Source organism: Labrys sp. (in: a-proteobacteria) (assembly GCF_047605565.1).
Classification (GTDB): Bacteria; Pseudomonadota; Alphaproteobacteria; order Rhizobiales; family Labraceae; genus Labrys; species Labrys neptuniae.
Genome location: NZ_JASGFM010000001.1, coordinates 115,508 through 140,519, shown reverse-complemented (window position 1 = coordinate 140,519; position 25,012 = coordinate 115,508). Strand labels below are relative to the sequence as shown.

The 25,012-nt window shown below is 65.3% G+C and carries 26 protein-coding genes; 19 read left to right on the top strand and 7 right to left on the bottom strand.

What is annotated here, in order from left to right; translation table 11 throughout:
- Positions 1-32: 32 nt before the first annotated feature.
- Positions 33-464: a GNAT family N-acetyltransferase gene (locus QM672_RS00680; RefSeq protein WP_415080339.1), complete on the bottom strand. Its 432-nt coding sequence runs from the start codon at positions 462-464 to the stop codon at positions 33-35.
- 11 nt (positions 465-475) lie between these two features.
- The gene (locus tag QM672_RS00675; RefSeq protein ID WP_415080338.1) at positions 476-1,423 is read right to left on the bottom strand and encodes an alpha/beta hydrolase; all 948 of its coding nucleotides are present in this window, start codon (positions 1,421-1,423) and stop codon (positions 476-478) included.
- Between the two features lie 191 nt (positions 1,424-1,614).
- Between QM672_RS00675 and miaB the strand changes: the two genes are divergently transcribed.
- The 8 genes from miaB to trmB all read left to right on the top strand — a co-directional run bounded on the left by miaB (position 1,615) and on the right by trmB (position 10,309).
- Positions 1,615-3,051, top strand: coding sequence for a tRNA (N6-isopentenyl adenosine(37)-C2)-methylthiotransferase MiaB (gene miaB, locus QM672_RS00670; protein WP_415080337.1), 1,437 nt, complete (start codon positions 1,615-1,617; stop codon positions 3,049-3,051).
- Positions 3,052-3,077: 26 nt separating this feature from the next.
- The gene (locus tag QM672_RS00665; RefSeq protein WP_311942903.1) at positions 3,078-4,112 is read left to right on the top strand and encodes a PhoH family protein; all 1,035 of its coding nucleotides are present in this window, start codon (positions 3,078-3,080) and stop codon (positions 4,110-4,112) included.
- Positions 4,109-4,612, top strand: a complete 504-nt coding sequence (ybeY, locus tag QM672_RS00660) for an rRNA maturation RNase YbeY (RefSeq protein WP_415080336.1) — start codon at positions 4,109-4,111, stop codon at positions 4,610-4,612. The genes QM672_RS00665 and ybeY overlap by 4 nt, the downstream gene beginning before the upstream one ends.
- A gap of 11 nt (positions 4,613-4,623) precedes the next feature.
- Positions 4,624-5,763 (top strand): transporter associated domain-containing protein, encoded by a 1,140-nt coding sequence (locus tag QM672_RS00655; protein WP_415080335.1) that lies wholly within the window; start codon positions 4,624-4,626, stop codon positions 5,761-5,763.
- Between the two features lie 47 nt (positions 5,764-5,810).
- Complete coding sequence (gene lnt / locus QM672_RS00650) at positions 5,811-7,370, top strand: apolipoprotein N-acyltransferase (RefSeq protein WP_415080480.1); 1,560 nt, start codon at positions 5,811-5,813, stop codon at positions 7,368-7,370.
- 230 nt (positions 7,371-7,600) lie between these two features.
- Positions 7,601-8,014: a helix-turn-helix domain-containing protein gene (locus QM672_RS00645; protein ID WP_068288091.1), complete on the top strand. Its 414-nt coding sequence runs from the start codon at positions 7,601-7,603 to the stop codon at positions 8,012-8,014.
- 205 nt (positions 8,015-8,219) lie between these two features.
- Complete coding sequence (gene metK, locus QM672_RS00640; protein WP_068288087.1) at positions 8,220-9,416, top strand: methionine adenosyltransferase; 1,197 nt, start codon at positions 8,220-8,222, stop codon at positions 9,414-9,416.
- Positions 9,417-9,571: 155 nt separating this feature from the next.
- Entirely contained in the window at positions 9,572-10,309 is a 738-nt protein-coding gene (trmB, locus tag QM672_RS00635) for a tRNA (guanosine(46)-N7)-methyltransferase TrmB (RefSeq protein ID WP_415080334.1), read from the top strand.
- A 29-nt stretch (positions 10,310-10,338) separates the two neighbouring features.
- Here the strand turns inward: trmB and QM672_RS00630 are convergent, their stop codons facing one another.
- Entirely contained in the window at positions 10,339-10,962 is a 624-nt protein-coding gene (locus tag QM672_RS00630) for a TetR/AcrR family transcriptional regulator (protein ID WP_367625214.1), read from the bottom strand.
- Positions 10,963-11,093: 131 nt separating this feature from the next.
- On the opposite strand from QM672_RS00630, the gene QM672_RS00625 reads away from it, so the two are divergent.
- Together QM672_RS00625 and QM672_RS00620 are read left to right on the top strand one after the other, a co-directional pair.
- Positions 11,094-11,555 (top strand): ABA4-like family protein, encoded by a 462-nt coding sequence (locus tag QM672_RS00625; protein ID WP_311942922.1) that lies wholly within the window; start codon positions 11,094-11,096, stop codon positions 11,553-11,555.
- A complete protein-coding gene (locus tag QM672_RS00620; protein ID WP_415080333.1) occupies positions 11,552-12,406 on the top strand; it encodes a hypothetical protein in 855 nt (284 codons plus the stop codon). Before QM672_RS00625 ends, QM672_RS00620 begins: the two co-directional genes overlap by 4 nt.
- A gap of 15 nt (positions 12,407-12,421) precedes the next feature.
- On the opposite strand, the gene QM672_RS00615 is transcribed toward QM672_RS00620, so the two are convergent.
- The gene (locus QM672_RS00615; RefSeq protein ID WP_149253855.1) at positions 12,422-12,928 is read right to left on the bottom strand and encodes an SRPBCC family protein; all 507 of its coding nucleotides are present in this window, start codon (positions 12,926-12,928) and stop codon (positions 12,422-12,424) included.
- A 172-nt stretch (positions 12,929-13,100) separates the two neighbouring features.
- On the opposite strand from QM672_RS00615, the gene QM672_RS00610 reads away from it, so the two are divergent.
- Positions 13,101-13,844 (top strand): alpha/beta hydrolase, encoded by a 744-nt coding sequence (locus tag QM672_RS00610; protein ID WP_415080332.1) that lies wholly within the window; start codon positions 13,101-13,103, stop codon positions 13,842-13,844.
- 14 nt (positions 13,845-13,858) lie between these two features.
- Here the strand turns inward: QM672_RS00610 and QM672_RS00605 are convergent, their stop codons facing one another.
- On the bottom strand, positions 13,859-14,338 hold the full coding sequence (locus QM672_RS00605) for an MmcB family DNA repair protein (RefSeq protein ID WP_311942932.1): 480 nt from the start codon (positions 14,336-14,338) through the stop codon (positions 13,859-13,861).
- Entirely contained in the window at positions 14,335-15,864 is a 1,530-nt protein-coding gene (gene rpoN, locus QM672_RS00600) for an RNA polymerase factor sigma-54 (RefSeq protein WP_415080331.1), read from the bottom strand. Before rpoN ends, QM672_RS00605 begins: the two co-directional genes overlap by 4 nt.
- 221 nt (positions 15,865-16,085) lie before the next feature.
- Here rpoN and upp point away from each other — a divergent pair, with 221 nt between their 5' ends.
- The 6 genes from upp (at position 16,086) to QM672_RS00570 (ending at position 21,373) form a co-directional block, all read left to right on the top strand.
- The gene (upp, locus tag QM672_RS00595) at positions 16,086-16,715 is read left to right on the top strand and encodes a uracil phosphoribosyltransferase (protein ID WP_068288071.1); all 630 of its coding nucleotides are present in this window, start codon (positions 16,086-16,088) and stop codon (positions 16,713-16,715) included.
- A 75-nt stretch (positions 16,716-16,790) separates the two neighbouring features.
- A complete protein-coding gene (locus QM672_RS00590) occupies positions 16,791-17,459 on the top strand; it encodes a response regulator transcription factor (protein ID WP_311942941.1) in 669 nt (222 codons plus the stop codon).
- A complete protein-coding gene (locus QM672_RS00585; RefSeq protein WP_415080330.1) occupies positions 17,459-18,790 on the top strand; it encodes an ATP-binding protein in 1,332 nt (443 codons plus the stop codon). The genes QM672_RS00590 and QM672_RS00585 overlap by 1 nt, the downstream gene beginning before the upstream one ends.
- An 80-nt stretch (positions 18,791-18,870) precedes the next feature.
- Positions 18,871-19,698 (top strand): helix-turn-helix domain-containing protein, encoded by an 828-nt coding sequence (locus tag QM672_RS00580; protein ID WP_415080329.1) that lies wholly within the window; start codon positions 18,871-18,873, stop codon positions 19,696-19,698.
- Positions 19,699-19,812: 114 nt separating this feature from the next.
- Positions 19,813-20,691, top strand: coding sequence for an NmrA family NAD(P)-binding protein (locus QM672_RS00575; protein ID WP_415080328.1), 879 nt, complete (start codon positions 19,813-19,815; stop codon positions 20,689-20,691).
- A gap of 118 nt (positions 20,692-20,809) precedes the next feature.
- Positions 20,810-21,373: a tyrosine-protein phosphatase gene (locus tag QM672_RS00570; RefSeq protein ID WP_415080479.1), complete on the top strand. Its 564-nt coding sequence runs from the start codon at positions 20,810-20,812 to the stop codon at positions 21,371-21,373.
- A 20-nt stretch (positions 21,374-21,393) separates the two neighbouring features.
- Here QM672_RS00570 and QM672_RS00565 read toward each other — a convergent pair whose 3' ends face one another.
- Positions 21,394-22,635, bottom strand: coding sequence for an aminopeptidase (locus QM672_RS00565; RefSeq protein WP_394313736.1), 1,242 nt, complete (start codon positions 22,633-22,635; stop codon positions 21,394-21,396).
- Positions 22,636-22,812: 177 nt separating this feature from the next.
- On the opposite strand from QM672_RS00565, the gene dapD reads away from it, so the two are divergent.
- Positions 22,813-23,679: a 2,3,4,5-tetrahydropyridine-2,6-dicarboxylate N-succinyltransferase gene (gene dapD / locus QM672_RS00560; RefSeq protein WP_311942958.1), complete on the top strand. Its 867-nt coding sequence runs from the start codon at positions 22,813-22,815 to the stop codon at positions 23,677-23,679.
- A 92-nt stretch (positions 23,680-23,771) separates the two neighbouring features.
- Positions 23,772-24,941 carry a succinyl-diaminopimelate desuccinylase gene (gene dapE / locus QM672_RS00555; RefSeq protein WP_415080327.1) on the top strand — a complete coding sequence of 390 codons (1,170 nt, stop codon included), beginning with the start codon at positions 23,772-23,774 and terminating at the stop codon, positions 24,939-24,941.
- Positions 24,942-25,012: the final 71 nt, after the last annotated feature.

Below are 25,012 nucleotides of genomic sequence, written 5' to 3'. Positions count from 1 at the left end.
AAGACGGACAAGGTGCCGGCACGCAGGCTGCATCACCGCTTCAATGGTTTCACCATCACGATGTTGGCATATCCCCGCGGATAATCCTCGATCGATGCCAACCGCCGGAATCCGCACTTCTCGTAGAAGGCGGGCGCCTGGAAGGAGTGGGTCGTCAGTACGATCTGGCAGCAGCCCCGACGGAGCGCCTCTTCCTCGGCCGCTGCCAGGAGGCGCGCGCCAAGGCCTTGCCGACGACGGCCTTCGGCGACCCAGAGCGTCTTGATCTCGCAGCAACCGCCCCAACTATGCCCGTGCAAGCCGGCATAAAGCTCGCCTTCTGCAGAGCGCAGCAGGATGGCCAGCAGCCGTGCATCACGGATACCGGTGCGCTCGATATTGTCCTGGTCGAGCAGATCGTCGAGCCGCTGGAGATCTGCAGGAGCGGGATCGTCGAAAACCGAAATCTGGCCCTCGTCAGGCATGGGCCGTGCCCTCAATGCCCGTTGAAGAAGGCGATCTCCTCGGCGAAGGCCTCCTGCGCCATCGGAAAGTCGAAGCCCTGGAAGACATGGCAGCCGCCCGGCCACAGCCTGAGCGTCGTGGCATTGCCAGCCGCCTCCCAGCGTCCCGCCATAAACACGCTATCGTCAAGCAGGGCGTCATAGGTTCCGACGGAGAACAGGGCCGGCGGCATGCCGTTGAGATCGCCATAGAGCGGGGAAACATCGGGCGAGCGCAGATCGACGCCATCGGGCACGCAGGCCCGCACGAACAGCGCGATGTCGCGCGGCGTCAGGATCAGCTTGCCGCGATCGAAGCTGCGCGCACTCGGGGTCATGCCGAGATCGTAGCAGCCGGCGATGAGATTGGCCCCCGCGAAGGGCGTGAGGCCGTGCCGGTCGCGCAGGCGCTGCAGCGTCAGCGCGGAGAGATGGGCGCCGGCGCTCTCGCCGCCGATGAAGAAGCGCTTGGTGCGGAAACGCTTGCTGCCTTCCGACGCCAACCACAGCGCCGCGGCCTCGCAATCGTCCGGTCCGGCGGGAAAGGGATGTTCCGGCGCCAGGCGATATTCCACCGAAATGCAGGCCATGCCGGTGGCCGCGACAATCTTCTCCAGACTTTCGTCCTGGAAGTCGGACTGGTTGAACATCCAGCCGCCGCCATGGATGTGCATGTAAACCCCGGTCGGTGCTTCCGGTGCGATAATGCGGATCGGCACCCTTCCCTGCTTGCCGTCGATCTCCAGCACTTCAGCCCGGGAACTCTTGCCTTGCAGCGGGAAGATCCCCTTGCCCTGGCGCCGGGTCTCGCGGATCAGTTCGGGCGGGAAGGACCACAGATCCGGCAAAGCGCTCATCTTGGCGATGATGTCGGCATTGAGCGCCGCCGTGGTCTCGGCCACGGCATCGGAAGCAAATACGGCGGGGTCGACAGAGGGCATGAGCTTGAATCGCCTTGATGGGATGGCGCACAGTGCCGGGAACCGGCAAGGTCGGCAAGGCCCGCCGCTTCACCCCACCCCTCGCGCAGCCTTTCGCAACAGGAAGGACCCGGGCGCGGCAACTCAACCCTTCTCATCGGATCGGAAAACCGCTATCCCTAGCACCTTGAAAGGTGGCAATAGCGAGACCCATGATTCCTGACGAGACCGAGATCGAACGCCCGCATAACCCGCACGGTGATGCCGGCTCCGGGGATACTCGCGCCAAAACCGTCTTCATCAAGTCCTATGGCTGTCAGATGAACGTCTATGACAGCCAGCGCATGGCCGACACGCTGGCGCCGACGGGCTATGTGGAAACGGCCAATCCCGACGAGGCTGACCTCGTCATCCTCAACACCTGCCATATTCGGGAAAAGGCGGCCGAGAAGGTCTATTCGGAGATTGGCCGCCTGCGCGTGGCGCGCGACGAGCGCCGCCGCCAAGGCGGTGACATGAAGATCGCCGTCGCCGGCTGCGTCGCCCAGGCCGAAGGCCAGGAGATCCTCAGGCGTGCCCCCGCCGTCGATCTCGTGGTGGGCCCGCAGGCCTATCATCGCCTGCCGGAGCTGCTCGCCAAAGCGGATGGCACGGCCAAGCCGGTTGATACCGACTTTCCGGTCGAGGACAAGTTCGCCATCCTGCCGGCGCCGCGGCGGGAGAAAACCCTGGCCCGCGGCCCCTCCGCCTTCGTCACCGTGCAGGAAGGCTGCGACAAGTTCTGCACCTTCTGCGTGGTGCCCTATACGCGCGGCGCCGAGACGTCGCGGCCGGTTGCCGCTATCGTGGCCGAGGTCGAGCGCCTGGCCGATGCCGGCGTGCGCGAGATCAGCCTGCTCGGCCAGAACGTCAACGCCTATCATGGCGAAGGCCCGGACGGCCGCGCCTGGACGCTGGGCCAGCTCGTGCATCGCCTCGCCCGCATCGAGCCGGTGGTGCGCCTGCGCTACACCACCTCCCATCCCCGCGACATGGATGACAGCCTGATCGAGGCCCATCGCGATCTGCCGGCCCTGATGCCCTTCCTGCATCTTCCGGTGCAGTCGGGCTCCGATCGCATTCTGGATGTCATGAATCGCAAGCATACAGCAGTCGATTATCTCAAGCTCATCGAGAAGATTCGGCAGGCCCGGCCCGACATGGCATTTTCTTCCGACTTCATCGTCGGCTTCCCCGGCGAGACCGACGCCGATTTCGAGGCGACCCTGCGGCTGATCGAAGAGGTCACTTATGTGTCGGCCTATTCGTTCAAATATTCCCCGCGTCCGGGCACGCCGGGGGCCGGCATGGCGGATCAGGTCGACGAAGCGGTGAAGTCAGCCCGCCTGGCACGGCTGCAGGCCCTGACCGAAAGCCAGCAGAAGGCCTTCAATCAGGCCAGCATCGGGCGCACCATGGATGTGCTGTTCGATCGCAAGGGCAAGCGCCCGGGCCAGATCGCCGGCCGCACTCCCTATCTCCAGGCCGTGCAGATCGAGGCGGACGACAGCCTGATCGGTACGGTGGCTCCCGTCGAGATCACGGCCACGGGTGCCTGGTCGCTGCATGGCGTGCTGGCCGGCGCCGATTTCCGGGAGGCCGTTGCTTGAAAGTGGACGAGGAACGACGGACACGCATGACAACGCAAACCCCACCCCTGCCGACGACAGAAGCTCCCGCGGAAATCGTCACGGCCTTCGAGGATAATCGCCTGGCCACGCTGCTCTTCGGCCAGCACGACCAGAACCTCGCCTTCATCGAGCGCAAGCTCGGCATCGAGGCGACGGCCCGCGGCAACCACGTTGCCCTGCGCGGCGCCAAGGACAGCGTGGAACAGGCCAAGCGCGTGCTGGAGAGCCTGTATCAGCGCCTGCGCTCCGGCCAGCAGGTGGCGCTGGGCGATGTCGACGGCGCGTTGCGCATGGCCGCCTCGCAAGGCGTGCTGTTCACGCCGGAAGGCAAGCCGAAAGTAGCGACGACCGGCGGTGCAGCCTCCGTCGGTACACGCAAGAAGACGATTGCCGCCCGTACCCCGGCGCAGGACGCCTATATCAGGGCGTTGCAGAAGCATGAGCTCGTCTTTGCCACCGGCCCGGCGGGTACCGGCAAGACCTATCTTGCGGTCGCCCACGCCGCGGCGCTGATCGAGAAGGGCGAGGCCGACCGGCTGATCCTGTCCCGCCCCGCCGTCGAGGCGGGCGAGAGGCTCGGCTTCCTGCCCGGCGACATGCGCGAGAAGGTCGACCCCTATCTGCGCCCGCTCTATGACGCGCTCTACGACATGATGCCGCCGGAACGCGTCGAGCGCGGCCTGACCTCGGGCATGATCGAGGTGGCGCCGCTGGCGTTCATGCGTGGGCGCACGCTCGCCAATTCGGTCGTGCTGCTGGACGAGGCCCAGAACTGCACCTCGATGCAGATGAAGATGTTCCTGACGCGCCTGGGCGAAGGCTCGCGCATGATCATCACCGGCGATCCGACCCAGATCGACCTGCCGCCCGGCCAGAAATCGGGCCTGATCGAGGCGATCGACCTGTTGAAAGACATCCCGGAAATCGCCATCTGCCGATTCAACGCCGCCGATGTCGTGCGCCATGAACTGGTTGCCAAGATCGTGCGGGCCTATGAAGCCAAGGATTCCAGCAAGCCCTCGGGCGACACCAAGTCATGACCGATGCCATTACCATCGAGATCGCTCAGGAGAGCGGGCTCTGGCAGGACCTCGATGCCATCGAGGCCCTGATCACGCGCGCCGTGGCCAGAGCCATCGATGTCGCGGCGCTTGCCCATGCACCGGGAGCCGAACTTTCGATCGTCCTGACCGACGATGCCTCCATCCGCGAAATCAACGCCGAATGGCGTGGCAAGGACAAGCCCACCAATGTTTTGTCCTTCCCGCAGGCGGTGGGAGAAGCCATCGCGACGGCGCCGATGCTGGGCGATATCATCTTTGCCCATGAGACGATCGCGCGGGAAGCCGAGGAAACTTCCGTGAGCTTTGCCGACCATCTCAGCCACCTCACCGTGCATGGCCTCCTGCATCTGTTCGGCCATGACCATTTGAACGATGCCGAAGCCGAGGTGATGGAAGCGCTGGAAGTGCGCATTCTCGCCGAGCTCGGCATCGCCAATCCCTATGCCGACGCGCCCTTGTTGCGCGAAGCGAGCTAACATCCAGAGCCATGTCCGACAGCAACGATCGAAGTAGCAGCCAAGCCGGCACCACCCAGGACACCCAGCATGAGGGCCTGTTCGGGCGGATCAAGTCCGCGCTCGGGCTGAAATCGGCCCCCTCCATCCGCGAGGACCTGGCCGACGCGCTCGAGAATACACGCGCCGGCGAGGATTCCAGCTTCTCTCCGGAGGAGCGGGCCATGCTCAAGAACATCCTCGGCCTGCGCGGCAAGCGCGTCGATGACGTCATGGTGCCCCGGGCGGATATCGTGGCCGTGCCGCTCGACATTTCCCTGGGTGACCTGCTCAAGGTGTTCCAGACAGCGGGCCATTCGCGCCTGCCCGTCTACAACGAGACGCTGGACGATCCGCGCGGCATGGTGCACATCCGCGATTTCGTGGCCTGGCTGGCGTCGCGGGCCGCCATTGCCGCCCGTCGCAGCCGCAAGGTCCGCGAGAGCGAAACCGCCAGGGACGGCGAGGCCGTCAAGCCCTCGCCCAAGGAAGCGGCCCTCGCCCTGGGCAACATCACCCTGTCGACGCCGCTCAGTTCGGTGAAGTCCCTGACCCGAAACGTGCTGTTCGTCCCCCCTTCGATGCCGCCGATCGACCTGCTCGCCAAGATGCAGGCCACCCGCACCCAGCTCGCTTTGGTGATCGACGAATATGGCGGCACGGACGGTCTGGTCTCGATGGAGGACATCGTCGAAATCGTGCTCGGCGACATCGAGGATGAGCATGACGAGGATGACGGCGACATGATCGTCGCCTCCGGCGAAGGCATCTTCACTGCCGATGCCCGCGCCGATCTCGAAGACGTCGCCGCCGCCATCGGCCTGGAGATGCATGAGGACGAGATCGAGGCCGATGTCGATACGCTCGGAGGCTGGCTGGTGACACTGGCCGGCCGCGTACCGGTGCGCGGCGAGATCGTGCAGGGACCGGGCCAGCTCGAATTCGAGATCCTCGATGCCGATCCGCGCCGGGTGAAGCGGGTCCGCATCCACACGGCCGGCAGCGGCATCACTCGGCCGCGCGACGGGCGCAAGCGCGAGAAGAAGACGGTGTCCCCTGCCGATGAAGCGGCCGCAGCCGCCGATGGCGAGAGGACCCCGGCGAACGAAACCAGCGGCGACGGCGCCACGTGATCGCTGCACTTGCGTCCCGTCTGGCCGGGCTGAGGGGCTGGCGACGCATGGCCGTCGCCTTCCTGGCAGGTGCCCTCGCGGCGCTGGCCATGGCCCCGTTCAATGCCTTTCCGGTTCTGGCCGTCAGCTTTCCGGTGGCAATCTGGCTGCTGGACGGCGTCGCCTTCCCTGCGCCGGAGAATCCGTCCCCCCGTTTCTGGCGCAGCATCGGCTCGGCGGCTCGGCTCGGCTGGTGCTACGGCTTCGGCTATTTCCTGGCCGGGCTGTGGTGGATCGGCAATGCCTTCCTCGTCGATGCCGACCAATTCGCCTGGTTGCTGCCCTTCGCAGTGGTGCTCCTGCCTGCCGGCCTTGCTTTCTTCCACGCCGCCGGGTTTGCGCTGGCGCGGTTGCTATGGTCACGGGGAATTGCCCGCATCCTCGCCTTTGCCGTCGCCATGGCTGCTGTCGAATGGCTGCGCGGCCATATCCTGACCGGCTTTCCCTGGAACCTGTTCGGCTATGCGCTCGCCGAGGAACTTCATCTGGCGCAGAGCCTGTCCCTGATCGGGGCCTATGGGCTCACTCTCGTCGCACTCGTCCTGTTCTCCACGCCTGTCGCCTTGGTGCGGCGAGGCGGCTGGCGCTGGCCGGCCCTGTCCGTCGCTGTCCTGGTCGCGATGGCGGCCTTCGGCGTATGGCGCCTCGGCCAACATCCCACCAGCTTCGTCGACGGGGTGCAACTGCGCATCATGCAGCCCGACCTGCCGCAGGATGCCAAGTTCAATCCGGCCCTGCGCAACGAAGTGCTGACGCGCTATCTCGCGCTGTCGCGCCAGCCGGCCGCCGACGGCAGCGACGGCCTTGCCAAAACAACCCATCTGATCTGGCCGGAATCGGCCTTTCCCTTCCTGGTGGCGCAGGATCCCGAGGCCCTCAAGGTGCTCGGCGACCTGGTGGCGCCCAAGGCCGTGCTGCTGACGGGTGCAGGCCGGGCAGAGGAAAATCTCGACGACGGCAGCTGGCGCTTCTTCAATTCGCTGCACGTCATCGACGCCACCGGCACCATTATCGGCAATTACGACAAGGTGCACCTCGTCCCCTTCGGCGAATATCTGCCCTATCAATCCTTGCTCGAATCCCTCGGCTTCGAGCAATTGACCAAGCAGCGTGGCGGCTTTTCGACCGGCCCCGGCCTGCGCACGCTCGACATTCCCAACGCGCCGCCCGCCGGCATCCTGATCTGCTACGAAGCGATCTTTCCGGGCGAGGTGATCGATCCGGCCAACCGTCCGGGCTGGCTGCTCAACGTCACCAACGACGCCTGGTTCGGCATCACCCCGGGGCCCTACCAGCATTTCACCGAAGTAAGGGCGCGCGCGATCGAGGAAGGCCTGCCCGTGGTCCGCGCCGGCAACAACGGCATTTCGGCCGTAATCGACCCGGTGGGGCGCATCGTCGCCAGCCTGCCGCTCGGCACCAGCGGCGTGCTCGATTCGCGCCTTCCCACCACCTTGCCACCACCGCTATTTGCCACGGCCGGCACCGGCATTATTGCCGGATTGTTTCTGATTGCCTTAATCGGCGCCGGCCTTGGTTGTCGAAACCATCGCCGACAGCTGCGATAACACATATTTGTTACAACCGCGCCAAGCGGAAAGCGCGAGACTGACTGGATTTTCCCGCATAAGGAGGTATAGTCACCCTGTTGGTTGCAGGATGCATTTGAACTACTTCAGATTGCGCTGCCGTAATTGTATCTCTGGCATGCCGTGCTTCCGCCACGTTGCGGCCGCAATTCATTTTCAAATTCGTCGCTGTATTTTCAAATATTTGCTAGTGACCTGGAGTTAATATTATGATCAAGAAAGTACCCAATCCCATTGATCAGCACGTTGGCAGCCGCGTCCGTATCCGGCGTGTCCTGGTAGGCATGAGCCAGGAGAAGCTCGGCGAGGCACTTGGCCTTACTTTTCAGCAGGTACAGAAATATGAAAAGGGCACCAATCGCATTGGTGCGAGCCGGCTGCAGCAGATCGCCTCGATCCTGGGCGTCACCATTTCCTTCTTCTTCGAGGGCCTGCCGCCCGAAACCGGCGCCGTGCACACGGCTGAACATGCCGACGAGAGCGATACCTCGCACGTCATCGAATTCCTGTCGACCACCGAGGGCCTGCAGCTGAACAAGGCATTTGCCCGCATCAAGGATCCGAAGGTGCGCCGCCGGGTCGTCGATCTCGTCTCCACGCTCAGCCAGGAACACGCAGCCTGAGCCACGGAACGGGCCAATAAAGCGCCCCTGTGACTTCGATGTGCCTTTGTCGGGCTTGGCGATGCCGCCAAGCCAGGAAGCGTGATGGAAAATCGCGCCGCGTTCCTTTAAACGAACAAAACGTACGATTTGCCGCTTGACGACGAAGCTTCCCCTCGCCAAAACGGGACAATACCGAGTTCCATTTTGGCGTGGAGAAACATTCGTGTCCCGTTCCGACTATTTGTTTACCAGCGAGTCGGTCGCTGAAGGCCACCCCGACAAGGTCTGCGATCGCATCTCCGACGAAATCGTCGACCTGTTCTATCGCGAGGCCGCCAAGACCGGAATGGACCCCTCCCAGGTGCGCGTCGCCTGCGAAACCCTCGCCACCACCAACCGCCTGGTGATCGCCGGCGAATATCGTGGTCCCGAGACCGTCACCAAGGGCAAGATCAAGAGTGCCGCCCGCCGCGCCGTCAAGGCGATCGGCTATGAGCAGGACGGCTTCCACTGGAAGAAGGCCAAGATCGAGGTCCTGCTGCACGGCCAGTCCCCCGACATCGCCCAGGGCGTCGATATTTCCGGCAACAAGGACGAAGGCGCAGGCGACCAGGGCATCATGTTCGGCTATGCCTGCCGCGAGACGCCGGAGCTGATGCCGGCTCCGATCTATTACGCCCACAAGATCCTCGAGGACATCACCAAGGCCCGCAAATCGGGCGAACTTGGCATGCTCGGCCCCGACGCCAAGAGCCAGGTCACGGTGAAGTATGAGAATGGCAAGCCGGTCGGCGTGACGCAGATCGTGCTCTCCACCCAGCATCTCGACGAGAAGCTCACCTCCGGCGACATCAAGAAGCTGGTCGAGCCCCATATCCTCAAGACTCTGCCGGAAGGCTGGGTCACCAAGGACACGGTCTGGCACGTCAACCCCACCGGCAAGTTCGTGGTCGGCGGCCCGGACGGCGATTGCGGCCTGACCGGCCGCAAGATCATCGTCGACACCTATGGCGGCGCGGCCCCCCATGGCGGCGGCGCCTTCTCCGGCAAGGACCCGACCAAGGTCGACCGCTCGGCCGCCTATGCGGCGCGCTACCTCGCCAAGAACGTGGTAGCGGCCAAGCTGGCCGATCGCTGCACCATCCAGCTCGCCTACGCCATCGGCGTTTCCGAGCCGCTGGCGATCTATGTCGACCTGCACGGCACCGGCAACGTCTCCGAGGAGAAGGTCGAGAAGGCCCTGCGTGACGTGATGAGCCTGACGCCCCGCGGCATCCGCGAGCATCTCAACCTCAACAAGCCGATCTACGCCCGCACCTCCGCCTATGGCCATTTCGGCCGCAAGTCGGCCCGTGACGGCGGTTTCTCCTGGGAGAAGACCGATCTCGCCGACGCGATCAAGAAGGCCGTGCGCGCCTGATCTGCCGCGAGCCGTCAACGCAAAGCCTTTCCCGCCCGCCGGGAGAGGCTTTTTTCATAGCATTTTGCGATTTGACGGCGTCATCCGGAATCGCAATGACGCTTCCGACCAAAATGTTGGAGTAGATTGCGTCCAAACGCGCTTTCCTCTGGTGGATGTGGGCCGTGACTGAAGACGACAAGGACAAATTCGGCGAGGGCACGGATGCCCCGCCTCGCGGCCACGGCGCCTTCTTCGGCCGCCGCAAGGGCAAGACCCTGCGGCCGGGGCATGCCGACCTGATGTCCGCTTCGCTCCCGCAATTGCGTCTTGACCTGACCGCCCCGCCTCCCGCCGATCTTGCTGGCCTATTCCCGGAGCCTGTCGGCGAGGTCTGGCTCGAAATCGGCTTTGGCGGCGGCGAGCACCTCACCCAGCGCGCTGGCGAGAATCCGCAAATCGGCTTCATCGGCTGCGAGGCCTATGTCAACGGCACCGCCAAGATGCTGGCGCAGATCGAGCAGAACGGGCTCGCCAATATCCGCCTGTGGGACGACGACGCCAAGGCGGTGGTGGACTGGCTGCCGGCCGGCTCGATCGCACGCATCTATCTGCTCTATCCCGACCCCTGGCCCAAGCGGCGCCACCGCAAGCGCCGCTTCCTGGGCAAGGAGATGCTGACGCGCCTGGCTCGTATTCTCAAGCCGGGCGGAGAGCTGCGCTTTGCCACCGACATCGACGACTATGCCGCCTATGCCCTGGCGCGCGTGGCGCGCTCGTCCGAGTTCGAATGGACGGCCGAGCGCCAGGCCGACTGGCTGACGCCGTGGGAGGGCTGGCGCTCCACCCGCTACGAAGCCAAGGCGCTCCGGGAAGGTCGGCGCGGCGCCTATTTCACTTTCAGGAGGATCTAGGTTCTCCTGGGATCGCGCAGGCGGACTGCCTATCGCGCTGTGAGGCGGGCCAGCACGCCTTCCAGGGCGGCATCCGCCGCAGCCTCGCCTCCGCCCTTGAGTGGCCCGTCGAGCTGCCCCGCCAGCAGGAGATGGGCATAGCCGTGCACGACCGACCAAGTCTGCAGCAAGACGTCGAGCTGGTCACGCTCGAGCGGGCCGTCGCCGGCCTTGGTCACCAGGCGAATGGCGGTCTCGAGCTCGGCGAAGGCCTCCTGCCCGGCAGCCCTCAGGGCCGGGTCCGCGATATTGAGGCGATGCCGGTTGAAGGTGAGCCGGAATCTCTCCGGATATTGGCGGGCGAATGTGACATAGCCGCGCCCGATCGCCCGCAATCGGGCCTCCGGCTCGTCGATGCCGGCGCGGGCCCGACGCATGAAGAGCGTGAGCGTCTCGAATCCCAGCGCCGCCACCGCGGTCAGGAGGCCGGCTACGTCGCCGAAATGATGCGCGGGCGCGGCGTGGGAGACCCCCGCGCGGCGGGCACACTCCCGAAGCGTGAAACCCTCGACACCGCGTTCGGCCAGGACGAGTTCGGCGGCCGCCAGCAGCGCGGCCCGCAGGTCACCGTGATGATAGCCGGCCTTATGCGCCGTCGATCCCTGTTGCTCCACTTCCTACCCGCTCCATACCACCGGTGCCACCGCGCCATTGCGCGGCGCGAGCGCCACTATCCATCACGATCTTGACAATGTCAAAATAGCTGCCATCCTTATCTTGACACTGTCAAGTTGAGGATACCGACATGGCTCTCGACCAGGCGTTCACGCTCGATCAGATCTTCTCCGGTGCCGGGATGCTTGCTCTCTGCGGCTGGATCGCGCTTGCCCTGTCTCCCTTGCGTCCGGCCCTCGCCCAGCTGATCGCCGCCAGATTCGTTCCGATCATGCTCGGTCTTGCCTATGCCGCCCTGCTCTTTCGCTTCTGGGGCGAAGCCGCAGGCGGCTTCGGCTCTCTCGGCGACGTCGGCGCGTTGTTCAGCCATCGCGGCCTGCTCCTGGCCGGCTGGCTGCATTACCTCGCCTTCGACCTGTTGGTCGGAGCCTGGGAGGTGCGCGAGGCGAGACGGTCCGGATTGCCGCATCTGGCCGTCCTGCCCTGTCTCGCGCTCACCTTCCTGTTCGGCCCCATCGGCTTCCTGACGTTCCTGGCCCTGCGCAGCGTCTGGCTGCGAGGCCTCTCGCGCCGTCAAGGAGAACCCGCATGACGACGAACACGCCCAGCCTTCGCCTTGCCTGCCGCCCGCATGCGTTTGCCTGGCGAGTGATGGATGAGTTGCTGCGACGCGAGCGCCTGCTGGCACAAGGCGGCTTCATCATCCTGGCGCTGATGGTCCCGACCCTCATGGCCCTGGCGATCGACGGCAGGACGCTCAATGGCATCTCGGTCTGGGTGAAGCCGCTGAAGTTCCAGCTCTCGGTCGGCCTCTATCTCCTGACGCTGGCCTGGTTCATCGGCGCCTTGCCCGAAGAGACGCGCCGCGGGCGGGCAATCAGGATCCTCGTCACCCTCGGCCTTGCCGCGAGCACCTTCGAGATCGGCTACATCAGCCTCCAGGCCGCCAGGGGTCTTGCTTCGCATTACAACGTGGCCGATCCGTTCCATCGGCTGATGTACACATTGATGGGCATCGGCGCGATGACGCTCACGGCCCTGAGCCCTGCCTTGGCGGTCTTGCTGCTGCGACACCGCCCCCAGGCCTGGTCGACCGCCTTCTGGCTGTCGGTCCTGCTCGGTCTGACGCTTACTTTCGTGCTGGGCGCAGGCTCGGGCAGCGTCCTTTCCGCCGGCAATGGCCACTGGATCGGCGGCATTCGCAGCGATGCAGCGGGCGTGCCTATCTTCGGCTGGTCACGCACGGGCGGTGACCTCAGGGTGGCCCATTTCCTGGGCCTGCACGTCCTGCAGATCCTGCCCGTGCTGGGCCTGGCCGCGGAACGCTGGGTGAGCGGCCGCACAGCCATCTTCATCATCAGCGCAGTTGCGCTCGCCTATGGTGCGGCCACCCTCTTCGTCTTCATCCAGGCCTTGCGCGGCATTCCCTTCATACCCGCGTGAGGACAGGCGACCGGCTCACTTCTTGCGGCCGAACCAGCCCTTCTTTTCCGGCTCGGCCGGAGCCTCCTCGCCTTCCGGCCTGGGCGAGATCGCCTGCCCGAACTTCTCGAAGAAGTCGCCGGCCAGCTTCTTGGCGGTGCCGTCGATCAGGCGCGCACCGAGCTGGGCGATCTTGCCGCCGACATCGGCCTTGGCGTCGTAGTGGAGGATGGTGGCGTCCTCGCCATCAGCCTCGAGGCGCACCGTCGCTCCGCCCTTGGCAAAGCCGGCGACACCGCCCTGCCCCTCGCCGGAAATCGTGTAGCCATTGGGCGGATCGAGGTCCGACAGTGTGACCTTACCGTTGAAGGAGGCCTTGACCGGTCCGATCTTCAGCACGGCCTTGGCGGTCATCTCCGTCGGCGAAACCAGTTCGATCGACTCGCAGCCCGGAATGCATTGCTTGAGGATTTCGGGATTGTTCAGGCCTTCCCAGACCTTCTCGCGCGAAGCCTCGATGCGCTGCGAACCGCTCATATCCATGGAACTGCTCCTCCCGGGCCATATGCCCTTTCGCTTCATAGATCATGACCGGCCGCAGGGGAGCAAGACAAGGATGTAAATTTGATGCCGTCCACTGCCGCTAGGCCCTGCCCGTAATCCAGCCGCAACCCTTGCTTCCTATCGAGAGAGGACAACGGGGGCCGTTCGAATCATGAGCTGGAATACATCGCCTTGCAGACGAGGGGCCTTCGCGCTTTGCTTCCTCGGCCTTTTCTCCCTAAGCAGGCCAGCCCTCGCCCAGACAGCTGCGATCGCCAGCGGTGGCGAGACGGTGACCGTCGCCGGCATCGAAAACATCCTGATCCGGCATCCCCATGCCAAAGGCAGCCTCATCCTGCTCACCGGTGGCGACGGCCGGCTCGAAGTCGGGCCCAACGGCCAGTTCCGCAGCGGCGCCGACAATGTGCTCATCCGCAACCGCGATACTTTTGCCGCCAAGAGCTATAACGTCCTGCTGGTCGACAAGGGCACCAACCTCGCCACCGCAGTCGATACCATGGCGGGCCTGAAGCGGCCCGTCACGCTCGTGGCCACCTCCGCCGGCACGCAGCGAGCGGCCGAGGGCCTCCTGAAGGGCGCCAGGCCCGACCGGCTGGTGCTGACCTCCGCCTTCCTCAGCCAGGGCTCAGGGCCGTCCCAGAGCGTCATGGCGATGCTCGGTTCTCCCTGGCTGCTGCCGCCCACGCTCGTCGTGCATCACCGCCAGGATGGCTGCCGCTTCACCAAACCGGCAGGCGTCGCGCCCTTCCAGGCCTGGGCCGGGGAGCGGGTCACGGTGAAATGGCTGGAGGGCGGCCTGCAAACCGGCAATCCCTGCCGGTCCCGCGCGCATCACGGCTTCAACGGCCAGGATGCGGAACTGGTCTCGCTCGTCACCTCATTCGCCGGGCAATAACGCCTTCGGGGGCATCACTCGCCAAAGCCGAAGGCGCCTTCGGGATCCATGGCCTGGTGCAGCCGTCCCGCTGCGAGGCGGGCGAGCAGCAGGGTGAGGACCTTGCGCGTCGGCGCGGCAAGGCGCTGCTCGGGGGCCTCGGTCAGCAGCGTGCCGCCATAGGCGTCGGCCACGATGTGGCCGGCTGCCTCGGGAAGCAGGGCCAGCGGAAAATCCGGGCCGACGGCGAAGAACAGCCGGTCGCAATAGGCGAGATACTCCGGCCATTTCTGATCGACCTGGAAATCCGTCACCGAGGACTTGATTTCCACGATCCAGATCTCGCCCTTGCGCCCGACCGCCAGGAGATCGGCACGGCGGCCATTGGGCAGCGTCACCTCCGGCACCGGCGTCAGGCCGTATTGGCGCAGCAGCCGGCTGGCGCCGCGCTGGATCGTCAGGGCCATCGCGGACTGGCGGCCATCAATGGGCAGGACCGGCAAACCGCTCGTCATCGCCCCGCCTTCTCCCGCCGCCTTTCCACCGAGGAGGCGATCCGCATGGATTCGCGGTATTTGGCCACGGTGCGCCGGGCGATGTCGATGCCGTCCTTGCGCAGCAGCGCGACGATGGTGTCGTCGGACAGGATGGCATCGGGTGCTTCGGCGTCGATCATCTGGCGGATGCGGTGGCGCACGGCCTCGGCCGAATGCGCTTCGCCCCCTTCCGCGTTCGAGATCGAGGCGGTGAAGAAATATTTGAGCTCGAACAGCCCGCGGGCCGAGGCGATGAACTTGTTGGCGGTAACACGCGACACTGTGGATTCATGCATGCCGATGGCATCGGCCACGGTCTTGAGATTGAGCGGACGTAGATATTGCACGCCGAGGGCAAAGAAGGTGTCCTGCTGGCGCACGATCTCGGTAGCGACCTTGAGGATGGTGCGCGCGCGTTGCTCCAGACTGCGGGTCAGCCAGTTCGCCGTCTGCAGCGCCTCGGTCAGGAAGGTCTTGTCTGCCTCGCTGCGGGCCGTGCGCGCCACCCGGGCATAGTAGTTCTGATTGACCAGCACGCGCGGCAAGGTGTCGGGGTTGAGCTCCACCATCCAGGTCCCGTCAGGCGCCGCGCGCAACAGCACGTCCGGCACCACCGGCTGAACCGGCGTGGAGCCGAAGGCCAGGCCCGGCTTGGGCGTAAGGCTGCGCAATTCGGCGATCATCTCCGCCACATCCTCATCGTCGACTCCGCACAGGCGCCGCAGGGCCGGGATGTTGCGCTTGGCCACCAGTTCCAGATTGTCGAGCAGCGTCGCCATCGCCGGGTCGAGCCGGTTGCGCTCCTTGAGCTGGAGCGCCAGGCACTCCTTCAGCGAACGGGCGCCGATGCCGCTCGGTTCGAAGCCCTGCACGATGGCGAGCACGGCCTCCACCTCCTGGAGCGGCGCAGCCAGGCGCTCGGCTAGTTCCGCCAGGTCGCCGACGAGATAGCCGCTCTCGTCGATCATATCGATGATGAAGCGGCCGATCAGCCGGCGCCCGGGATCGCGGGTCGCCAGGTTGAGCTGCGTCTCCAGATGATCGGCCAGCGAAAGATCGGCCGCGGCCATGCCCTCATAATTGACGTCCTCGTCGCCGCCATGCCCACCCGCGCCGACATTCGACCAGGACGAGACATAGGGATCGCTGCCGGCCAACTGCTCGATGGCCGCCGGCGCCTCCTGCCTTTCGGCGGGCCGCTCGTCGGGAAAGACGTTGTCGAGATCGGTGCCGAGCCCCGCTTCCATCGCCTCGCGCGAGGGGGCCATGTCGTCCTTGAGCCAATCCCCCGCAGCAGGATCGCTGGGCGCTGGCGCAAGTGTCTCCGGTTCACGCGAGGTCTCGCCATCGGCGCGGTCCAGGATCGGATTGCGCTCCAGCTCCGCCTCGACATAGGCGGTGAGATCGAGGTTGGATAGTTGCAGAAGCTTGATCGCCTGCATCAGCTGCGGCGTCATCACCAGCGACTGGGTCTGGCGGAACTCAAGCCTTTGCGACAACGCCATGAACGCGCACGATCCTGATTATTGCTCTTGTTGCGGGCAGCATCCTGCATGGACCGCGGCCAGAAGCAAGTTTCACGCCAGATTTTTCGATGCGCAAGCTTGCAAAAACGGAAAACCTTAAGCCTAAGCCGCGACGAAAGGCGTGGAAGGCGCGCTATGATGCCTTACCCCGGCCGAGAAATCGGCTAGGTAAAGGGAGAATGTGAAGAAGGGAAACTCCGATGGAAGGCGTCATCGTCGTCGACCACCCGCTGGTGCAGCACAAGCTCACTTTGATGCGCGACAAGAATCGCTCGACCAAGGGGTTCCGGCAGTTGCTCAACGAGATCGGCCGCCTGCTCTGCTACGAGGTCACCCGCGATCTGCCGCTGGAAATGGTCGAGATCGAGACGCCCCTGACCAAGATGCAGGCGCCGCGCGTGGCCGGCAAGAAGCTGGTGCTGGCCCCGATCCTGCGCGCCGGCGAGGGCTTCCTCGAAGGCATGCTCGACCTCGTGCCCTCGGCTCGTGTCGCTCATATCGGGCTTTATCGTGATCCCGAAACACTAAAGGCCGTTGAGTACTACTTCAAGGCACCGCCCGATGTGGCGGAGCGCCTGGTGATCGTACTCGACCCGATGCTGGCCACGGCCAATTCCGCCGTCGCCGCCATCGAGCGGCTGAAGGCTCGCGACGTCAAGGATATCCGCTTCGTCTGCCTGCTCGCTGCGCCCGAAGGCATCAAGCATCTGCGCGAGGCCCATCCCGACGTGACGATCTGGACGGCGGCGATCGACAGCCACCTCAACGACCACGGCTATATCGTGCCGGGCCTGGGCGATGCCGGTGACCGCATCTACGGAACCAAGTGAGGCGGGCCGCTTCCTTGATCAGCCCTTAATTGGTTGCCATCCTCGCCGAGTTCACATTGTTTCCGCGGCGGCCCCATGCGCATTCTTCTGATCGAGGACGACCCGATGATCGGAAAGGCGCTGCTGCAGGCGCTTGGCGATGCCGGCATGGCGGTGGACTGGGTTCGCGACGGCCCGGACGGTGAAGCGGCCTTGCGGCAACACGGCTATTCCGTCGTGCTCCTCGACAACGGCCTGCCCGGCAAGACCGGCTTTGAACTGCTGCGCGATCTGAGGCGGGGCGGCGACACCACGCCGGTCCTGATCATCACCGCCCGGGACGACCTCGACCATCGCGTCGACGGCCTCGATCTCGGCGCCGACGACTACATCGTCAAGCCCTTCGAGATGCGCGAGTTGCAGGCCCGGATCCGGGCCGTGCTGCGTCGCCGCCATGGCGGCCAGGCCGTCTCCACGCTGGTCCATGGCGACCTCGAGCTCGATCTCGAAAGCCACCGCGTCACCTATCGCGGCCAAAGCCATGTGCTGACCGCACGGGTATTTTCCCTGCTGCTGGTCCTGATGGAACGACCCGGCGCGATCGTCTCGCGCAGCCAGCTGGAAGAACGCCTCTATGGCTGGGGCGAGGAGGTCGAAAGCAACGCCGTCGAGGTGCTGATCCACGCCATCCGCAAGAAATTCGGCAAGGACATCATCCGCAATTCGCGTGGAGCCGGCTGGATGGTCGCAAAGGACGCTCCCTGATGTCGCTGCGCTGGTCGAGCCTGATCGCCATCGCCGCCGTGCTGCTGGTGGTCGGCATCGGCGCGGCCCTCGCCTCCTACTTCGCGGTGCGGCGCGAGGCCCATCGCTTCCTCGACAAGCAGCTGCAGCAGGTCGCCGTCTACGCCCTTGATGCCCGCAGCCTGCGCCCTGCCATCAAAAGCACGCGCAATCGCGAGGACGATCTTCTCGTTCAGGTCTGGGACAGCGCCGACGCGCCGATGCGCTCGACCAATCCCGCCATCGCCATTCCACGCAGCAGCGGTACCGGCTTCTCGAACGAGACCGTCGCCCGGCATGACTGGCGGGTCTACACCCTGGTCGAGGGTGAACGCACCGTCCAGATCGCCCAGCAGATCGAAGCGCGCACGGAGCTGGCCGAGCATGCCGCCTTGGGCGCCGTGCTGCCGATCATCATCCTCATCCCGGTTGCCTGGCTTTTCCTTGGCCTGGTCATCTATCTGGTGATGAAGCCGCTTGGGCGTATCGCCGCCACTCTGTCCGCGCGATCAGCCGCCGACACCACGCCCATTCCCGTAACAGGGGTGCCATCCGAGGTCCTGCCACTCGTCGCTGCGATGAATCATCTGTTGTCCCGCTTGCAGCAGACGCTGGAACGCCAGCGCCGCTTCATCTCCGATGCCGCACATGAGATGCGCACCCCGCTCGCCGCGCTCACCCTGCAGATCGGCAATCTCAGGCCCCTTTCCCGCGGTGCGGCACTGCATGCGAGGCTCGATGACCTGGAGGCAGGTGCCAGGCGTGCCACCCACCTCACCAACCAGATGCTCCAGCTCGCCCGCCTGGAAGCCGGCACCGGTGGCCAGGAACACACGCCCCAGGACCTCGGCGTACTGGCGCAGGCTTGCGTTGCCGAACTCGAACCGATCGCCAAGGCCCGCGGACTGCATCTGAGCATGCAGCGGCGCAGCGCGGTTCCGCTTGTCGGCGACGCCAGGGAATTGCGGACGCTGCTCACCAATCTGATCGAAAACGCGCTGCACTACACCCCCTCCGGAGGCGAGATCACGATCGAGACCCTTGAGGAAGGTAGGCACGGCATCCGCATCACGGATAGCGGTCCGGGGCTCGATCCCGACCTGCTCGAATGTGTCTTCGAACGCTTCTTCCGGGCCGCACCGCAGCATGTCGAGGGGACCGGATTGGGGCTGGCGATCGCCAGGTCCATCGCCGACGGCCACGGCATCGCCCTCACCCTGGCCAATCGGGCGGATCGCAGCGGCCTGGTAGCCGAACTCCTGGTTTCGGCTCGCCTGAACGGCGAAATCGCGAATGCCCCGGCAGGATCCTGAAAAATGCCGTGGCCGGGCTGGCCGCGCGCCATTTTCATGGCCACATAGTCGCTATATCCGGTTGGGCGATTGGAGCGGTCATGAGCGCAGACTGGCTTGATACCATCGGCGTTGCGGTCGAGCGACGCGACATTGCCGCCGGCCTTACCCATGTGCCCGCCTCGCCCTTCCACCGGCTTGGCGTCCATGTCGGCAGGCCTGTCAACGCCTCCTGCCGCTGTGACGGCCGACGCTACATCCGCATCCAGTCCGATGGCGACATCGACATCGTTCCGGCCGGGTTGGATGGCGAATGGGAAGACGACGCCGATTGCACCATCCTGCGCCTATGGGTAAGCCCGGCCCTTCTGCGCAAGGCCGCCGAAGATCTTGAGATCGATCCCGACCGCGTCCGGCTGATCCCGCGTTTCCAATGCCGCGACGCCAGGATCGAATATATCGCCAAAGCCCTGGCCGAGCCGGCGGGACGGACTCCGACCGACCGCCTGGTTGCCGAAGGCCTCGGTTCGGCCCTGGCTGTGCGCCTCGTCGACGGACATGCGAGGCTGGCCGCCATTTCGGCAAGGCAGACCCTTTCGGCAAGACAGCGCGACGATCTGGTCGAATTCATCGAAAGCCATCTCGAGCATGATCTCTCCCTCGCGGTGCTGGCGCGGGTTGCCGGCATCAGCGTGCCCCATCTCAAGGTCCTGTTCCGCCGCTCGTTCGACCTGCCGGTGCACCAATATGTCATCCGGCGCCGGGTGGAACATGCCAGGCGCCTGCTCGCGAACGGCGACCTGCCGATCAGTCAGGTTGCCTTGAGCGCGGGCTTTGCGCACCAAAGCCATCTCGCCCATGCCATGAAGCGCATCCTGGGCATGACGCCGGCCGGTCTCGCCCGCCTGAGGCGGGAACAGGCCGCCTGACGCCAAAGCTCCCGTTTTTTTCATCCCTTTCTGCTTTGCGCCATCCTTTTGCGTGCGACGATGCCGGCCGGAACGTCTTCAATCGCGCCTCGACAGCAAGCGAGGACAGACACGATGTTCGTCATTCTGGGCGCCAACGGCAAAATCGGCCGCCATTCGATCCAAACGCTCCGCCAGCTCGGCGCACCTGTGAGGGCCATCATCCGCAACGCGGACCATGCAGCGGCCTTGCAAACCCTTGGCTGCGACATTGCCATGGCCGACATCCATGACGGCCAGGCTCTGCGCCCCGCCCTGCGGGAGGCGCAGGCGGTTCAGGTCATCTGCCCCATCAGCCCGCGCAGCGACGACGCCGGCGCGCAAATGCGCAGCTCGATCGAGGCGATCGTCGCCGCCTTGGCCGAAACCCGACCAGCTTCCGTGCTGGCAATTTCGGACTATGGCGCCCACCATGCCAGCGAGACTGGGATCGCCCTGACCTTTCACCATCTGGAGGAGGCCCTTCGCGGCCTTGGCCTGCCCCTGACGGTGCTGAGGTCGGCCGAGCACATGCAGAACTGGGCCCGGCTGTTGCCGCGCGCGGTCGAAACCGGTGTCCTGCCCAGCCTGCATCATCCCGTGACCAAGCTGTTTCCCACGGTTTCGGCTGCCGACGTCGGAGAAATTGCCGCCCAGTTGCTGACGACCGGCTCCGGCGCCGGGTTTCGCGTCTTTCACGCGGAAGGCCCGGAACGCTACAGCACGGCGGATGTCGCCTCGGCCCTGGCCAGCCTCACCGGCCGGGAGATCGCGGCACGGGAGCTGCCGCGCGCCCAGTGGCTTCCCGCCTTGGTTCAGGGCGGCCTGAGCGCGAGCTATGCCGAGCTCGTCGCCGAGATGTACGACGCCCACAATGCCGGACGCATCGAGGTGGAGGAGGTCACCGGGAATATCCGGCGTGGCGAAACCGGCCTGCACCAGGCCCTGGCGGCAATGCTCGGCAGCCCCCTCTAAGTCTGCCCTAATTCTGCTGGGCTAGAACGCGCCGACGATAGGTGGTCGGAGGCGAAGGTTGAGTAGCGGTTCAGCGTACAAATTCCCCACCGGGCGCAGCGCAGGAACTGCCGCCTGGTTGAGGGGCGTTCTCCTGGCGGCGGGCCTGGGCTGTGCCGCCGTCCTGGCCACCGGCGCAACCTATCTGGGCCTGCAATATCTCGGCGGCAATTTCCACACCGTGGTTGCCGGCGAACTCTATCGCTCCGGCCAACCCACGCCCGGGCGGCTCAGGCATTATGTCCATGAGGCGGGTATCCGCACGGTGATCAATCTGCGCGGTAGGAACACCGGCGCCGCCTGGTACGACGCCGAGATCGCCGAAGCGGCCCGGCTCGGCGTCACCCATGTCGATTTCGCCATGTCCGCGTCACGCGAACTGAGCGGCCTGCAGGCGGACGCCCTGGTACAATTGTTGCGCAATGCGGAAAAACCCATCCTGATCCATTGCGAAGGCGGCGCGGACCGCAGTGGTCTTGCCGCCGCGCTCTATCTGGCGGCGATCAGCAAGACGAGCGAAGCGCAGGCGGAAAGCCAGATGTCCTTGCGCTTCGGCCATTTCTCGCTGCCCTTCCTGCGCAGTTACGCCATGGACGACACGTTCGAGAACCTCGAGGCGAGCCTCGGCTACACCAAGAGCTGAGCCGCCCAGGGCGAGACCGGCTACGCCCATTCGCCCTTGCGCATCAGCGGCTCGGCCTTGCCATCGGCGCCGATACCGTCGATGTCGATCTCGCCCGAGCCGATCATCCAGTCGATATGGATCAGGCTGTTGTTGGCGCCGCGCGTCGCCAGTTCTTCCGGGCTCAGCGAGCCGCCATTGACGAAGCACTGGCTGTAGGACTGGCCGAGCGCGATGTGGCTGGCGGCATTTTCGTCGAACAGCGTGTTGTAGAACAGCAGGCCGCTCTGGGAGATCGGCGAGGAGAACGGCACCAGCGCGACTTCGCCGAGATGCCGGGCCCCCGCATCGGTATCCAGCACCTTGGCGAGCACGTCCTTGCCGGTGGCGGCATCGGCCTCGACGATGCGTCCCTCTTCGAAGCGCACGGCGATCTTGTCGATCAGCGTGCCCTGGTAGGACAAGGGCTTGGTGGCGGAGACATAGCCGCTCACCCGGTCGCGATGCGGCGTGGTGAAGACTTCCTCGGTCGGGATGTTGGGATTGCAGGTGATGCCGTTCTTGGCCTTGGACGAGCCGCCGAGCCATTCATGCCCGTCGGCGAGGCCGATGGTGAGATCGGTGCCCGGGCCGGTGTAATGCAGCGCGGCATAGCGCTTGTCGTTGAGGTAGGCGGCACGGGCATGCAGGTTGCGGTTATGCTCGGCCCAGGCCGCGACCGGATCGTTCGAATCGATGCGCGAAGCAGCGAAGATGGCATCCCACAACTTGGCGACGGCAACCTCCTCCGCCTCATTGGGGAACACGGCCTTTGCCCAGGCGGCGGAGGCGTAGGACACGATGTTCCAGTTGATGTCGAAGCCGACGATGCGCTTCTGCGCCGGCTTGTAGGCGGCCGAGCGCGCCTGATTGGCCCGCGCGATCCTGGCCGGGTCCTGGCCAGCCAGCAGCGAGGGATCCTCGCCGGCGATGGCGAGGCGGGCGGCACCGCGATCAAAGGCCGCGGCCATGCCGTCGAACAGCCAGCCCGAAGCGGTGTCGAAGGCGGCATCCGGTGCGAAGCGATAGCGCGCCAGCGTCGATTCCTCGTCCGAAAACAGCGTGGTGACCAGGCTGGCACCAGCCTTGTAGGCATGCTCGGTGATCCGGCGCACCAGCGGCAAGGCCTCGATCGAGGCCGTCATCACCAATTCCTGGCCGGGCGCAAGGCCGAGGCCGACCTTCACGGCCGTCTCGGCAAGCTTGTCGAGACGTTTGGAATGGCTCTCGGAGGAAATGGACATGGCAAACCTCAAAAGGGAACAATCGAGCGCGCAGACCAGCAACGATGCCTTGCGCCGTCAAGCCCTTTGTCGGCACAACAGCCGAGAGAGGGAGATTAGGCCAGTCCAGGACGGTCTGGAACTTGACAGGCCCGGCTTTCGCGCGGCATTTGCGGCGGGATTATGTGAGGAGACGCCATGGAAATCGCCCGCCTGCAGACCGTGATCGACGCCGCCTGGGAAGACCGGGCCCAGTGCAATTTCGAGACCAAGGGCGAGATCCGGGCAGCCGTCAACCATACGCTCGGCCTGCTCGACGAAGGCAAGCTGCGCGTCGCCGAAAAGGTGCCCGGCGCGACCGGCCGTGAATCCTGGCACACCCATCAATGGCTGAAGAAGGCGGTGCTGCTGTCCTTCCGCCTCAATGACATGACCACGATTGCCGGCGGCCCGGGCGGCACCCTGTGGTGGGACAAGGTTCCCTCCAAGTTCGAGGGCTGGAGCACGACGGAATTCCGCCTGGCCGGCTTCCGCGCCGTTCCGAATTGCGTGGTGCGCCATTCGGCCTATATCGCGCCCGGCGTGGTGCTGATGCCGTCCTTCGTCAATCTGGGCGCCTATGTCTCCACCGGCACCATGGTGGACACCTGGTCGACCGTCGGCTCCTGCGCCCAGATCGGCAAGAACGTGCATCTGTCCGGCGGCGTCGGCATCGGCGGCGTGCTCGAGCCGCTGCAGGCCAATCCGACCATCATCGAGGACGACTGCTTCATCGGCGCCCGTTCGGAAGTGGTCGAGGGCGTCATCATCGGCGAAGGTTCGGTGATCTCGATGGGCGTCTATATCGGCGCGTCCACCACCATCATCGACCGGGCCACCGGCCAGACCTACAAGGGCTATGTGCCGCCCTATTCGGTGGTGGTCTCCGGCAACCTGCCCGGCAAGCCCCTGCCGGACGGCCGCCCCGGCCCCTCGCTCTATTGCGCCGTGATCGTCAAGACGGTCGATGCGCAGACGCGTTCCAAGACCAGCATCAACGAATTGCTGCGCGACGGAAACCACTGAGCCGCATCGGGGGCGAGTCTTCAGCCCCCCCTGGAACTGCATCATTTGTCAAGAAAGAGGCGGGTCTGAAGACCCGCCCCCCCAAACGCCCCATGACTGATCTCAGCTTCGATCCCCGCGATCCCGTCGCCCTCACCCAGGCCCTCATCCGCTGCCCCTCCGTCACGCCGGCCGAAGGCGGTGCCCTGACGCTGCTGGCCGAGGTGCTGCAGGCGAACGGCTTCACTGCCCATCTGGTGCCGTTCAGCGACGAGGACACGCCTGATATCGTCAATCTCTATGCGCGCATCGGGCCGCCGGACAAGCCGGCCCTGATGTTCGCCGGCCATACCGACGTTGTGCCGCCGGGCGACGAGGCGCGCTGGCGCCATCAGCCCTTCTCCGGCGACATCGTCAACGGACAGCTCTACGGACGCGGCGCGGTGGACATGAAGGGCGGCGTCGCCGCCAGTGTCGCGGCGAGCCTGCGTCATCTCGATGCCAATCCCGAGGCGCCGATCGCCTTCCTGATCACCGGCGACGAGGAAGGCCCGGCCATCAATGGCACCGTGAAACTGCTGGACTGGGCCGTGGCCAAGGGCGACCGCATCGGCCATTGCATCCTCGGCGAGCCGACCAACCCCGACGCCCTCGGCGACATGGTCAAGATCGGCCGGCGCGGTTCGCTGTCGGGCATCATCACCGTGCATGGCAAGCAGGGACATGTCGCCTATCCGCACCTGGCCATGAACCCCGTGCCGCAGATGGTGCGCCTGCTCGCCGCCCTGACCCAGAGCGAGCTCGACCAGGGCAGCGACCATTTCGACGCCTCCAATCTCGAAGTGGTGTCGGTGGATGTCGGCAACCCGGCCTTCAACGTCATTCCCGCCGATGCCCGCGCGACCTTCAACATCCGCTTCAACGACCGCTGGACCCGGCAAAGCCTGGAAGAATGGGTGCGCGGCAAGCTCGACGGCGCCGCCGGCAACGAAGTGGCCTACGACCTCGTCTTCGAGCGCTCGGCTTCCGAATCCTTCTTCACGCCGCCCGGCGCTTTCGTCGATGCGATCGTCTCCTCGATCGAGGCGGAAACCGGCCGCCGCCCGGTGCTGTCGACTTCGGGCGGCACCTCGGACGCCCGCTTCATCAAGAATGTCTGTCCGGTGGTGGAGTTCGGCCTGGTCGGCAAGACGATGCACCAGATCGACGAGCGCGTCGACATCCTCGACCTGGAAAGCCTGACGCGAATCTACCAGCGCATTCTCGGGCAGTATTTCGGATGATCCTAGGACCGCCGGCCTCCTGGCCGGCATCCTGTCTTTCGCACGACAGAAGTTCCCAAGAGCCGGCCAGG

Bases quoted from the DNA above. Each gene is read 5' to 3' on its own strand.
- QM672_RS00680 (WP_415080339.1), bottom strand. From the start codon at position 464: ATGCCTGACGAGGGCCAGATTTCGGTTTTCGACGATCCCGCTCCTGCA.
- QM672_RS00675 (WP_415080338.1), bottom strand. From the start codon at position 1,423: ATGCCCTCTGTCGACCCCGCCGTATTTGCTTCCGATGCCGTGGCCGAG.
- miaB (WP_415080337.1), top strand. From the start codon at position 1,615: ATGATTCCTGACGAGACCGAGATCGAACGCCCGCATAACCCGCACGGT.
- QM672_RS00665 (WP_311942903.1), top strand. From the start codon at position 3,078: ATGACAACGCAAACCCCACCCCTGCCGACGACAGAAGCTCCCGCGGAA.
- ybeY (WP_415080336.1), top strand. From the start codon at position 4,109: ATGACCGATGCCATTACCATCGAGATCGCTCAGGAGAGCGGGCTCTGG.
- QM672_RS00655 (WP_415080335.1), top strand. From the start codon at position 4,624: ATGTCCGACAGCAACGATCGAAGTAGCAGCCAAGCCGGCACCACCCAG.
- lnt (WP_415080480.1), top strand. From the start codon at position 5,811: ATGGCCGTCGCCTTCCTGGCAGGTGCCCTCGCGGCGCTGGCCATGGCC.
- QM672_RS00645 (WP_068288091.1), top strand. From the start codon at position 7,601: ATGATCAAGAAAGTACCCAATCCCATTGATCAGCACGTTGGCAGCCGC.
- trmB (WP_415080334.1), top strand. From the start codon at position 9,572: ATGTGGGCCGTGACTGAAGACGACAAGGACAAATTCGGCGAGGGCACG.
- QM672_RS00625 (WP_311942922.1), top strand. From the start codon at position 11,094: ATGGCTCTCGACCAGGCGTTCACGCTCGATCAGATCTTCTCCGGTGCC.
- QM672_RS00620 (WP_415080333.1), top strand. From the start codon at position 11,552: ATGACGACGAACACGCCCAGCCTTCGCCTTGCCTGCCGCCCGCATGCG.
- QM672_RS00615 (WP_149253855.1), bottom strand. From the start codon at position 12,928: ATGGATATGAGCGGTTCGCAGCGCATCGAGGCTTCGCGCGAGAAGGTC.
- QM672_RS00610 (WP_415080332.1), top strand. From the start codon at position 13,101: ATGAGCTGGAATACATCGCCTTGCAGACGAGGGGCCTTCGCGCTTTGC.
- QM672_RS00605 (WP_311942932.1), bottom strand. From the start codon at position 14,338: ATGACGAGCGGTTTGCCGGTCCTGCCCATTGATGGCCGCCAGTCCGCG.
- rpoN (WP_415080331.1), bottom strand. From the start codon at position 15,864: ATGGCGTTGTCGCAAAGGCTTGAGTTCCGCCAGACCCAGTCGCTGGTG.
- upp (WP_068288071.1), top strand. From the start codon at position 16,086: ATGGAAGGCGTCATCGTCGTCGACCACCCGCTGGTGCAGCACAAGCTC.
- QM672_RS00590 (WP_311942941.1), top strand. From the start codon at position 16,791: ATGCGCATTCTTCTGATCGAGGACGACCCGATGATCGGAAAGGCGCTG.
- QM672_RS00585 (WP_415080330.1), top strand. From the start codon at position 17,459: ATGTCGCTGCGCTGGTCGAGCCTGATCGCCATCGCCGCCGTGCTGCTG.
- QM672_RS00580 (WP_415080329.1), top strand. From the start codon at position 18,871: ATGAGCGCAGACTGGCTTGATACCATCGGCGTTGCGGTCGAGCGACGC.
- QM672_RS00575 (WP_415080328.1), top strand. From the start codon at position 19,813: ATGTTCGTCATTCTGGGCGCCAACGGCAAAATCGGCCGCCATTCGATC.
- QM672_RS00565 (WP_394313736.1), bottom strand. From the start codon at position 22,635: ATGTCCATTTCCTCCGAGAGCCATTCCAAACGTCTCGACAAGCTTGCC.
- dapD (WP_311942958.1), top strand. From the start codon at position 22,813: ATGGAAATCGCCCGCCTGCAGACCGTGATCGACGCCGCCTGGGAAGAC.
- dapE (WP_415080327.1), top strand. From the start codon at position 23,772: ATGACTGATCTCAGCTTCGATCCCCGCGATCCCGTCGCCCTCACCCAG.